The sequence below is a fragment of the Pseudomonas sp. Bout1 genome (assembly GCF_034314165.1).
Classification (GTDB): domain Bacteria; phylum Pseudomonadota; class Gammaproteobacteria; order Pseudomonadales; family Pseudomonadaceae; genus Aquipseudomonas.
The window spans coordinates 1,677,646-1,689,791 of sequence record NZ_JAVIWK010000001.1 but is presented as its reverse complement, the minus strand read 5'-3'; the positions used below and the strand labels follow the sequence as shown (position 1 = coordinate 1,689,791).

Annotated in this window: 5 protein-coding genes; 2 read left to right on the top strand and 3 right to left on the bottom strand. The window is 51.8% G+C overall.

The window, feature by feature from the left end:
- Positions 1 to 3: 3 nt before the first annotated feature.
- The gene (locus RGV33_RS07710; protein ID WP_322143762.1) at positions 4 to 6,270 is read left to right on the top strand and encodes a DEAD/DEAH box helicase; all 6,267 of its coding nucleotides are present in this window, start codon (positions 4 to 6) and stop codon (positions 6,268 to 6,270) included.
- 128 nt (positions 6,271 to 6,398) lie between these two features.
- On the opposite strand, the gene RGV33_RS07705 is transcribed toward RGV33_RS07710, so the two are convergent.
- Together RGV33_RS07705 and RGV33_RS07700 are read right to left on the bottom strand one after the other, a co-directional pair.
- Positions 6,399 to 7,547, bottom strand: coding sequence for a hypothetical protein (locus tag RGV33_RS07705; RefSeq protein ID WP_322143761.1), 1,149 nt, complete (start codon positions 7,545 to 7,547; stop codon positions 6,399 to 6,401).
- Between the two features lie 107 nt (positions 7,548 to 7,654).
- Positions 7,655 to 8,515: a tetratricopeptide repeat protein gene (locus tag RGV33_RS07700; protein ID WP_322143760.1), complete on the bottom strand. Its 861-nt coding sequence runs from the start codon at positions 8,513 to 8,515 to the stop codon at positions 7,655 to 7,657.
- Between the two features lie 88 nt (positions 8,516 to 8,603).
- On the opposite strand from RGV33_RS07700, the gene RGV33_RS07695 reads away from it, so the two are divergent.
- On the top strand, positions 8,604 to 9,647 hold the full coding sequence (locus RGV33_RS07695) for a WYL domain-containing protein (RefSeq protein ID WP_322143759.1): 1,044 nt from the start codon (positions 8,604 to 8,606) through the stop codon (positions 9,645 to 9,647).
- A 133-nt stretch (positions 9,648 to 9,780) separates the two neighbouring features.
- On the opposite strand, the gene RGV33_RS07690 is transcribed toward RGV33_RS07695, so the two are convergent.
- Positions 9,781 to 11,739: a DUF262 domain-containing protein gene (locus tag RGV33_RS07690; RefSeq protein ID WP_322143758.1), complete on the bottom strand. Its 1,959-nt coding sequence runs from the start codon at positions 11,737 to 11,739 to the stop codon at positions 9,781 to 9,783.
- Between the last annotated feature and the right edge of the window lie 407 nt (positions 11,740 to 12,146).

Here is a 12,146-nt window from a genome sequence, read left to right as displayed (position 1 = left end):
CCGATGCGTTTTTTCACGGATTTAATTGAGCAAAGCCTTAACCGCACGCGGGAAGCAACCTTAGGCGTCCTAGGAGTTAACGAACCAGGGCTTCGCCGCCATCTGAACGAAACAATGGTTGATGAATTGGGCGCCGATGGCTGCTTTTTGGCTCCGCCGGTTTTCGAACATACGTTTGGTTGGAAAGAGTCGGAAAAACGTCTTCTCGACTTAGAGGGGTCATTGCTCTCCAAAAGCCTGCTCAATACATTACAAAACGCCCATGCGTATGACTTTCCAAGAGAAGCCCATCCCTATACGCACCAGCTTCAGGCTTGGCGAACGTTGCTTAACGAGAAACCTCGATCTGCCATCATTACCAGTGGCACCGGCTCGGGAAAAACAGAATGTTTCATGGTGCCTATCCTTGAAGATCTAATCCGGGAGCGTGAGCGAAATCAGTCATCCTTGATTGGGGTGAGAGCGCTATTTCTCTATCCTCTCAACGCCCTAATCAACTCTCAACAGGAGCGATTAGATGCATGGACCCGTGCGTACGGTAAAGATATTCGGTTTTGTTTATACAACGGTAAAACTGAAGAACGCGAAGGGGTCATTCGTAAGATTCAAGAACAGAAACCCAACCAGGTTTTGTCACGTGAGCTTTTGCGCAAAGAGCCCGCGCCAATATTAATGACCAACGCGACAATGCTCGAATACATGCTGGTTCGTCAGGTAGACAATCCTATCCTGGAGATTTCAAAGCAACAGCAGTCTCTACGCTGGATTGTCCTCGACGAGGCACACACTTACGTTGGTTCTCAAGCCGCAGAAATGTCTCTCCTGCTGCGCCGCGTCGTTCAAGCATTCGGTAAAAATCCTGAGGAAATTCGTTTTGTCGCGACATCGGCCACCATCGCCGGGGGTGAGGCCGAAGAAAAGTTGAAACGCTACCTTGCAGATCTCGCAGGAGTGCGGCTAGAACAAGTCGACGTCATTGGAGGATCCCGTGTTTGGCCGGATATCTTGTTCGACTCGAAAGTCGAAAAGGCCTCGCTGGAGGTCGTGCAGTCTATCGAGGATGAACAAGAAATATCACCGACCCGTTTTGATGCTTTAGGACGCAATTCAATAGCACGCTCGTTAAGGCATGCGATTGTTAACTCGACGAAACCGTTAGATTTAAATGAATTACTGACGATACTGAAATCCGAATTGATGCCCGGCTCGCGGCTGGAGCAGCAACGAGAAGTGTTAGGTTGGCTCGATGTATCAACTGGCACCCGACGCCATAAGGACGAACCGCCGTTTCTTAAGCTACGGACCCATCTTTTTCAACGAATGCTTCATGGACTATGGTCCTGCATAGACCCCAATTGCACTGTCAAATCTGCCAGTCTGAATGAATGGCCATTTGGCAACGTCTACGTTCATCAACGTGCACGCTGCGAATGCAACGCCCCAGTGTACGAATTAGGATTTTGCGATGACTGTAAAACTCCGCATTTGATTGCGGAAGATCGCAACGGGGTTCTTCACCAATTGAGCCCGTACGCAGGAGATGAGTTTTCTCTGAGCTACGAAAGCGGCGAAGAAGAGACGTCGCCTGAAAGTGAGGTAACCGGCCCCACTACTAGTCGTACTTATGCACAACGTTTGGTAATTGCCGGTTTACAGGTCGCACAAGATCCCTTTTTCAGCGTCAGCCTCGATCTCGACACCCACGGCTTATGTGCTACTAACTCAGCGCGCCCTATCAACATTACTATCGCTGAAGAGAAAGCGGCTTGCTGTAGTCACTGCGATCACGAACTTCCAAACAAAAAAAGCTTTCTGAGAAAAGCGTACCTGGGCGCTCCGTTCTATGTTGCGAATGCCGTCCCGACGGTGCTGGAGTTTTGCCCAGATGCCGACAAAAAAGACAGTAATGAGCGCTCCCCAGAAGAATTACCCGGTCGGGGGCGCAAGCTAATTACGTTCACCGATAGCCGTCAAGGTACGGCACGTATGGCCGTACGCATGCAACAAGAAGCCGAGCGTTCGCGGTTGCGTGGCTTGGTATTTGAAACGCTTCGTAACGTTCAGGCCAAAGCTGATGCGGAACCTAAAGACGTTCCTACCGGCAACTATGATCTGCTGATGCGCCACGCAGAAGGCTTAGAACAGTCAGGAATGAGTGTCATGGCGGCTGATCTTCGCAGACAAGCAGCCGCGCTACGATCCGGCAGCGCCCCACAAAAACGAATCATCAACGTCGACTGGGCAAGCATGGTGCATGAGCTAGCGGCATCCAAGGATGTTGAACAATCAATCTTGCGCTACAACCGCTACGCCAACCCGGTCCTTTTTGACGGGAGCCAAGGTGGCGCAACCATGGCTCGCTTACTTTTGGCTAGGGAATTTTCCCGACGCCCAAAAAATCAAAACAGTACCGAAACTCTCGGCCTCGTAAAAGTAACCTACCGAGGTCTCAAAGAAATTAGCTCTACACCGCCGATGTGGACGGAAACAAACGCGGTACCGGCGACAGGACCATTTTCGGCGCCTGAAACTCGGTTAACTCTTGAGGACTGGCACGACTACCTTAAAGTTGCACTTGATTTTTACGTGCGCGAGAACACCTTTATAAACATGGATCGCGACATGCAATCCTGGATGGGTAGCAGGTTTACCCCCAAATCGCTGTTTTCTCCAAAAATCGAGATGGAAGAAAGCACAACAGTAAAAAAATGGCCTCAAGTAAAATCTGGAAATCCGCATCGGTTAGTAAAACTACTGGAACAAGCCACCGGATTGAATCGGACGGTCGCTACAGATGCGGACAAAATCAATGCTTGGCTAGAGGCCGCATGGTCTGCTCTGACACAGGCTCTCATCCTGGAGCCCGCAGACCCAGGGCATCGCCTGAAACTAGAAACCCTGACCTTTTCTCTATTAGAAGAGGGGTGGCTCTGCCCGATAACGCACCGAATTTTTGACTCGACTTTTCGTGGGCTAACCCCCTATTTACCCATAAAGTTGCGTCCGCAAGACTACCGTTGCCAGAAAATCCAACTCGCCTCGCTAGCCAACCTCCAGATAGATGGTAGCGCCGTGACCAAGCAATTGCAGATCCGGTCGCAGGTCTTACAAGATCCGGTCATCCAGCACCTTCGGTCTGAGAATCTCTGGACCGATATTAGCGACCGTACCGTGGAAGGCGGATTTTACTATCGAACCGCAGAACATTCGGCTCAGCAGTCGGCGCAGAGACTCGATGACTATGTTGATTTGTTTAAGAAGGGTGATATCAACGTACTCAACTGCTCCACGACTATGGAGATGGGCGTAGACATTGGGGGCATCTCTGCTGTAGTGATGAACAATCTGCCGCCCCACCCTGCCAACTATTTGCAACGGGCGGGACGCGCCGGACGCCGTAGTGAGGCACGCGCGATAGCCTACACCTTATGTAAAGCGGACCCTCATAACCAGCGCGCGTTTGCACAGCCTAAGTGGCCATTCATTACCGCCATTCCCGCTCCCACCATTACTTTAAGCTCTTCTCGCATTGTTCAGAGGCACGTCAATTCACTGCTCTTGTCTATTTTCCTAAAGTCAAAAACCAGTAGTGACGGTGACCGAACTAGGCTGACTCTCCAATGGTTTTTTGGCGGAGACGACTCACCCTGCCAGCAATTCAAAAGCTGGCTGATTAGTAGTCAGACAGAATTCGCAGACCCAATCAAACGCCTTGTCAGCGGAACTTGCTTAGATGGCTGCCTGCTTAGCACAATCTCAGCCGAGACTCAGGAAAGCGTACGTATTCTGGAGGACCGGTGGCTTGAAGAGTCTCGAAAGCTCAACGCTAAGCTGCAAGCGGCGACAGATTTACCGTACAAAAAAGCGCTAGAGCTGGAGAAAAAACGTCACGACGGTGAGTACTTGCTTCGCGATCTCGCGTCCCGTGCGTTCCTTCCAGGATATGGATTCCCTACCGATGTCGTGACACTCAATACCTACAACATTGAGGACTTCAAGCACCAGCGAACTCATCCTGAGAGTCGTGAAGACAGCATTTTCAACAACAAAGAGCTTCCGTCTCGCGGCTTAAACATTGCGATCCGAGAGTATGCACCTGGGTCGCAAGTGGTAATCGATGGGCGAGTCTATCGTTCGGCAGGAATCAGTTTGCAATGGCATGCGTCAGGCCAAGTGAACGAAGCACAAAAATTTGATATCGCCTGGCGATGCTCAAATTGTGGAGCGACAGGCGTAATCGAAAACGCCTATACCAACAGCTCCGAGCTAACGTGCTCACACTGCATGCACGCAATTCAACCAAATGAGCGCCGAACCGTCCTTCGCCCTGGCGGCTTTGTAACCGACTTTTATGAGTCCACAACAAACGACATCACTTCTCAGAAGTTCATCCGAGTCGAACGACCTCGCATCCAACTGACTGGCGAGACGATCTCGCTGCCCGACAAGCGGTGTGGTTTCGTTCGATTTGGTCACGATGGCAGTGTGTTTCATCATTCATCCGGTGAACACGAAAAAGGTTACGCCGTGTGCCTAACCTGTGGACGTGCAGATTCAATGCTCGCCTTCGGTGACATTCCTAAAAATCTGCTCCCAGATCAGCTACACCGGCCAGTGGGCGGGATCACAGGCAGTCGTAAAGAGTTCGACTGCCCCGGCACGGCAGTTAAGCCTAACCTGTTCTTGGGCTATCAAATTCGCACTGACGTCATGGAGCTTTACTTAAGAAGTCCCCAGACAGGCCTGTGGCTCGGAGATAGTCTGGCAGAGCAAACTATAGCCACGACTCTTGCCGTTGCGCTACGCGACGTAATCGCCGAACTCTTAGGTATTGCCAGCACAGAAATGGGCTTTGGTTTCCGTCTTGATCGCGATATCGAAAGTGGACAAGGGCGAACGGTCATTCAGCTGTTCGATGAAGTCAGCGGAGGAGCCGGGTTTGTCCTGGCTGGCTTAGCGAATACAACCGAGCTATTACGTAAAACGTTAGGGAAGCTGCATTGCCCGGTTAACTGCGAAAACGTCTGCTCGCACTGTCTTGCAGGTCAAGACAGTCGAGTGGAGCGAGAGGAGCTAGATCGTGGACGCGCCATGGAGTGGCTGACTGTGTCGGGCCTAATCGAACATTTAGACTTGCCCAGCGAGTTTGAAACTGTGGTGGGGGCTAGTTATTGCTCGACCGGCCCGATCCGCTATTTGTCCTCTGCGATCAATTCAGCGGATCGCAGTGAAAACGACACCTCTATTTGCTTGGTGATGAGGGGAGATGCAGAGGACTGGGACCTAGATCACCCTTACTTCCGTGAAAAAATCCTCACTTGGGCAATCGCTGACAAACTCAAGGTGAAACTGGCAATTCCTTCAGGAGCGTCGCTAAGCAAAGAACAGAAGAACACCCTCTTTGACCTGGCTAGTCTTGGGGTTGTGATTGAGGATATGGACAACTCCCTCCCACTGATCAAGCCTTACCTGGTGGCTCAAATTCGTTCCAAGTCGGGCATCAAGAGTCTTTTTAGCAGCGATGCCTCCGCTGCGACTCCAGGAGCCGGATGGCTGAGTAGCAACGATGGAATAGTATGGGCTGGAAGCGACTGTGTTTCTGATTGCGGTGGTCAGCCTATCGACGTCCGGACCTGGCGCCAATTTGAGCAGGGTGCACGGGTCATCGAAATCACCCACGAACTTGACGGGCCTATCAGCAGCTTGCATAGACGTCTCGCTACTCTCATTGAGAAGCACGCGCCCGAACTGACTGAGTTGATTGCCACAGACCAAGCAGCAGTGGTCAGCTATTCCGACCGTTATTTGAAATCACCATGGTCGTTAATGTTGTTAAGCGGTTTTCTTGAACTTTTCAAAAATGAAAAACTTAAGTCGCTGCGAATTCAAACGCTAGCATCCAGTGGCGATCAGTCCAGCAATCAAATTAGTCATGACTGGAGGTTCCAACTTGATCAAGAAGCTCTTCTTAAGCTTTGGTTGGGTAGCCAGTTCTCCATCTCACCTGAAGTTGAAATCAAAGAACGAAGCCGGGAGCTTCAACACGCGAGAGTGATAACAGTAGATTGGGTATCGGGTAAGCGCAGCAAAGTTTTCCTTGATCAAGGAATGGGATACTGGCGAGGTAGAATGCCGTATCGCGACCAGATGGGGTTTGACTTCCGCGCTAACCACGAGAGCCAAGCGCTACAAATGCTGGAGAAATATAAAGTGGCGCAAATGTGTCCTAGCGGTGAGTGGCCCACTTACATGAGCCTGCTCGTGAGCTAAGCCAAGCACCCAATGAGCCAGAGAACGGTGTCCACCTAAGACAAAGTGGACACCACTTTTCTGTCTTCAAAGGCACTCGAAAATAAGGTGCGTCAAATTTCTTTAGGCCTAGACCTCTACTCCAGCTGTCACGTATGGGGTAGGTCGAGGTCAACATAAGCGAACAACGGCAGGTCATACAGATCACCGAACAGTTGATAGATCTTCGCAGAGGCGTTGATCAGTTTTTTTACACTGCCAGCGTGATGCGTCAGGTTTATACGCTTGTTGTGGTCCCGGCTCATCGCACTTAACGCCTCATAGACCCGAGCATCCGGCACACAGCAGAACTCGCCTGGAATTGATGGATAAAGCTGACAACGCAACTCTCGCATGACCAGAGGGATCTTGATCAGCATGCTTTTCTGGCCGGTCCCCAAGCCTTTTAATGAACGCATAAAGTCGAAAAACGCAGCGTATTGGCTAGTCGTGATCATGACGTTGATGGCACGTTTGATGCCGTCCCAGTTGTGGGCAAGGACTTTCACACTCGCGTAAACATCTTTCCTGAAACTGACCTGCTTCCTAGTGTCGGGATCGAGGCACTGACCTAAGGTCTGCACCATGGAGGCCTTACAGTTACTGCGCTCTATTTCGACAAACGCGTCGTTTGTCCATAAAGCTGGTGCGTCTTTGTGAGCCAGCTTCATCCAGGCCACAAAATAGACGGCATTCTCCCAAGGGCCTGTCCGAGACCAAACCACCGCCAAGACAAACAGGAGAAACAGATCCTTCTCCTCTCGTAGATCCAGCTTCAGTGAACGACCATCCAACAGAGGAATTTTGAAGTCAGCAACCCATCCTCGATAACTTCCAGCCTCGTTGAGGTTGGCATAGGCGAGGTTCGGCGACGCGGCCTTGAAGCGGTCGATCAGCCATGCGGCCGCCTCCATTTCTTCATTTCTAGGCACAGTGCTCGTGGGTGCCTGAGTCTGTTCGTAACGAGGTTTGGAAATCACACTCAGCCCAGCGCAACGATACCCGGTTGATGGACATTTCATGTCTACGCGGTCAAAACGACCAGAAGCAAGCAACTGATCAACCACTTGCGCTTCCGCTTGCATCTGGTCTTTTCGGTTGGCTCCATTGGTTCTAATCCAGTAATCCAACGAGTCCGGCTTCTTGTGATCGGTCAACCCTACTTTGATGGGACCCAACACCATGGAGCCACCCAATCCCTCTACTTTTGTAACCAAAGCATCAATGCTGAATGAGCCGCCGTCTCTCAACGTAATCATTACGCGTCCTTAATTTTTTCATTTAAAACACTGTTGAATACTAGGGTCACCAGTGGATTTCCAGGTAAACAGTAAACCAGGGTTTCCCCTTACGAGCCCTACATACATCAACGTTCCCGGCACTCAAACGCGTCTCGCAGACCTTCGGCATACGAGGCCCAAAATAAACGCATACGCCCCTGAGGATCCGGCATGTACAGCGCATCCTCATAAAAATACTCCAAGGCATCAGCCGCTGCGGCATCACCGCTGAGCGCAGCTCGCTGCAACCAAAAAAGCCCCTTTGAGACGTGACGCGAAACGCCATTGCCCTCCAGGTAACTCTTCCCAAGGCGTGCAAACGCCGCAGTGTCGCCGGCACGAGCGGCTTTTCGGTACCAACGAAATGCCTTCCGGTTATCGGCATCAACCCATGAGGCTTCACAACTGCCTTTTCGATCCCGCGCGTCGTAAAGCCACGCGACCTCCAAAGCAGCCTCGCGGATCCCACCTTTAAACGCCTTTTTCAGCCATCGCTGGGCCATTTGCTCATCGACGGCGATACCTATTCCGTAGGTATACAGCTGCCCTAGATTGAAAAAGGCTTCAGATAAATCGTCCGCCGCAGCCAGCCGAAAAAGGTGCAGAGCAATCGCTGGATCCTCGATCAACGTGCACCCATCCAGCCATAACCAACCGAGGTCATTTAGCGCATCTGCATCATGTCCGAGTGCTGCTCGTCGAAGCTGCGCATATAGCAGGAGAAATGATTCTCGTGCCAAGGCCGCTTTTAAAGGATTCATGGCCTTCACTTCAGCGTATGACACAGCCCCATGACGCTCAGACATTTCAACAATCCGCAGAGTCGGCATGCCCAATCCCGCCCCCAGGCCGTCATGTTCACTGGATTCACGGAGCTCCAGCATTTCAGGCTCGGGCAGAAAAGCTTCAAGTATGTTGACGACATTTGCAGGCTTGGGCATCGCCATTTCTCGGCTCCGACATCAGATTGATTTCTCGAAAGGAATCATCCACCCTCTGAGCGACAAACTGTGTCGCAATAGAGGAAGCATGGAGATGTCAGGAAAACGCCTGGAAGAGAGGTTTCGCCTAGATCTACTCCTGGCAATGATTCCCACACGGGGCGGCACGGCAACGCCGTCCGGCTTGCGCGTGGCACAGTTCCAAGAAAGACTTCGAGCCCAGTCCATCGAGGTGGACGACCGGACGATTCAACGCAACCTCAAAGCCTTGCTAGAGGATAAACGCTACGGTGTTAAGCGAAAAAAAGAAGGTCGAGAATACGTGTATTGGGCCGACAAGGAATTGTCGAGGTTCGTGCTCAAACCCACTGACGCAATGAATTTGATCATGGTCATCGATCATGCCCGCCCGTACACCAGCCGCACGCTAGGCGGTAATCTTCAGGAGCTGTACGAGCACGCCCAGTCGATTTTGAACAAACATTCCCACCGACTTTATGACTGGACCAAGAAGGTGGTCAGCAACACCCGTTTTCTGAATTTACAGCCGGGATTGGTCGAGCCGCAGGTCTTTCAAACCATCCAGGACGCCTTGCTGGAGGGAAGCATGCTGGATGTGCTGTACCAGCCACGCGGCGCGCCATACCCCAAGCCTTACCGATTGACACCGTTGGGCCTGTCCTTTCAGGACGCCAACATCTACCTGTCACTCGTCGTGGATGGCAGAGACCAGGACACGCCTTATGCCTGGCCAATACACCGTTTCAAATCCGCGAAAGCGGCAGGGTTTGAACCCGCTCAGGTACCCGCTGAGTACGACATTCGTAACACCAGTTCATTGAAGAGCTTGATTGGGCTGGAGAACGAACATCCCATCCAGCTGGAGTTGCTGATCGATGAAAAGATGTTTCAGCGCCTGAGCGAGAACTGGCTCAGTCCGCAACAGGTTTTACAGCCCTACGATACGGAACGCTGGCACCTGAGTTGTGAACTGCATTTGAGCCAAGGGTTGCGACTTTGGATTTTGAGTCAAGGTGCCAGCGTTGAGGTTCTCAAGCCGTCTGTACTCAGAGGGGAGATCCTTGCAGAAATCGAACAGATGTCGGCGCTGTATCGTGTCAAAAGCGCGGATACCTAATGCTTGTTCGATCTACACCGGACCGCGCCTGCACCACAGCAAACAACACCGGCAGAATTCTTTCACCTTGCGGGCGTACCACCCCACCCGCAAGTGGGTCCGGTACGCCCTTCGGCTCATTCAAACGCAACCCTCAGCTTTCTTCGTGCGCGGCGGCCGCTTCCCGCTGAATTTGCGCGTACCCAATGAAAGTCTTCAGCGACCAACGTGCCTGGGCAAACTTGATGAACCGTTGCTCTTGATGGTCATTTAGCTCGCCATGAAGGTCGTGATAAAAATTGATCGTCCGCCTTCTGCCATCGAAACTTTCGATCAGCGAATACGTGTCGGTAGCCATTTTTCGAACTTGATGAAGTTCTGTAGTCGGTTCTTCCCCTAGACCCTCGCAGTAGCGTGGAAGCTTGTCTTCCAGGTCATCGTTGTTTCCCTGAATGTTCAGGCGCAGTTCCAGTAAGACAAAATTGCCTAGTCGGCGCCGTTGGTACTTATCTTGTTTACGGTTGTTTTCCCCCTCACGATTTCTATTTTCAGTAGCCCAGAGGTGCTCCACCGAGTAATAGTCTGAGGTTTTACCCTCCGAAACCCCGAGAAGAATTTTATCAATTTGAATCGTTTTTCGCGGTTGGAGCTTTGCCTCGTAGTTCATGAGAAAGTACCGCAAGCCACGCCATTTGTAAAAATCGTCGGGGCTGTCAGGGTCCAGAGAGAAGGACTTAATAAACCGGTGATCCGCCGCTAGCCAATTGATAAAATTAACGAGCCGATACTCGAACGCATCCTCATCGGTTTCCAAATGGATGCGCCCGACCTTAAGCTCTTCAGGGGGAAGCGCGGCCAAAAGCTCAGAGTGGTAGTAACGTGCCGCGTACCCATAAAGATCGCCTTGTCCGGTGTCATTACGTGACGTCATGTTCCGCGCCATGTAGACCCGAAAATTGAGGATCTCCAACAACCGAAGCAGTTTATGCAGGCGCTCGCCCGAGCCCTGCAATTTGATCACCATCGCCAGGAACAGCGGCATAATGGACGCATGACGTGCCTGCGCCCGGATTTGATCAAGAAGCACCACTATCTCAGGCTCTAAACCTGCGTGATCACGCCCATACAGGCGTTGATACCAGAGCGCGGCGGTTTTCATAAACTGCACAAAGGCGGCAATTTTTTTGATCACCGGCTCGCGTGGTAAATCCTCAGTCAGACAGCTGTCGAGGTTTACTCGCTTTTTCAGCTCTTCATAACCGTATTGGCTATCGGTTTTATTCAGTTTGAAATGGACGACTAGGCAGTAACGAAGGAATGCACTTTCGTCGCCGGCTGAGGTTTTGCCAGCGATGTTCAAGGCCCTCAGGATTTCTGACCAATCCTGATCGATTGTGTCCCTGAGCGAAGCCGCAGAAAGCTTCACACAGCAGTAAATCAAATAGTTTTTAACCTTCTCCAACTCGCTAAGCGGTTTCCCCCTGTTGTTGATGACCTCGAACATGATCCCTGTTTCAGCATCTTCTTCAGGCGCGAACACCAGAAAGCCGAGCCGGGACTCAAGGATGTCCCTGATCCGCTGTGGCTCAATTCCCAAAGCGATTTTGTCCTCAAGCCACTTCTTAATCGAACCTCTGGCGCTGAGTAATCGTTGATGCGCCTCAAGTTTAATTGGACTGTTATCGAGGTTGCCTTCAGCCATCACCACACGTTCGAAAAACGACCGTGTATCCGAGTTTAAGCGCAACACAGCCCGATCATTGCCAAGCTCACCACGGCGTAAATACAGCGCGGAAAACGCTGCCCGTTCTTCGATAGGCAGCGACTCACACAGCAGGTACAGAAAAATGGCGAGTGTGGTCAGCCGCTGCTGACCATCCACGACGTGGAAGGCGTTGTCTGTTGCATGTTTCGGGCGACTGAGGACGAGTGTGCCGGTGTAGTGACGTAATGCGGCGCCATCTTGCATCAGATGATCGACGTCCTTGAGCAGTTCGTCGACCTGCTTTTTGTCCCACGCGTAGCCACGCTGATAATCCGGAATGGTGAAAAGCCGATCCGAAAAGATGCTCGGCAGCGTCAGCAGTTGAGCGCCAAATCCTTGTGTGGTCATTGCGGTGTATCGCTCCTTGAATGGGGGGCGTGCAGAGAACGTGAGAGATCACGTGCCCACTCAACGCCATCAGTAACCTTAAACCTGCTGGAGCCGCCAACGACTGAATGATCGTTGTAGGCAGTAAAATCGGCCCGGTTGAGCAACCCCGACGTGGCGGGCGAACCATGATGCCACTATGCCGCCATCGCACTCAGCGGTAAATTTTTATTACGGATTGGGTTTGGGTGTTCGCTAGATGCGCCAGCCCAGCCGCGACCAATACGATTTCCCAGAGGGCGAACGTCAATCGGCAATGACTGTGAAACACGCCGCTTGACGGTCAATGCAATTCAGCCAGGGCTGGGTGGTGGGCAGTCGAACCGTTGTGCGCATAACACGGTATCGGTTAAACGCCGGACGACTCG

What these genes read in the sequence shown, in the direction of transcription:
- RGV33_RS07710 (WP_322143762.1), top strand. Translation starts at nt 4, where the DNA reads ATGCGTTTTTTCACGGATTTAATTGAGCAAAGCCTTAACCGCACGCGG.
- RGV33_RS07705 (WP_322143761.1), bottom strand. Translation starts at nt 7,547, where the DNA reads ATGATTACGTTGAGAGACGGCGGCTCATTCAGCATTGATGCTTTGGTT.
- RGV33_RS07700 (WP_322143760.1), bottom strand. Translation starts at nt 8,515, where the DNA reads ATGGCGATGCCCAAGCCTGCAAATGTCGTCAACATACTTGAAGCTTTT.
- RGV33_RS07695 (WP_322143759.1), top strand. Translation starts at nt 8,604, where the DNA reads ATGTCAGGAAAACGCCTGGAAGAGAGGTTTCGCCTAGATCTACTCCTG.
- RGV33_RS07690 (WP_322143758.1), bottom strand. Translation starts at nt 11,739, where the DNA reads ATGACCACACAAGGATTTGGCGCTCAACTGCTGACGCTGCCGAGCATC.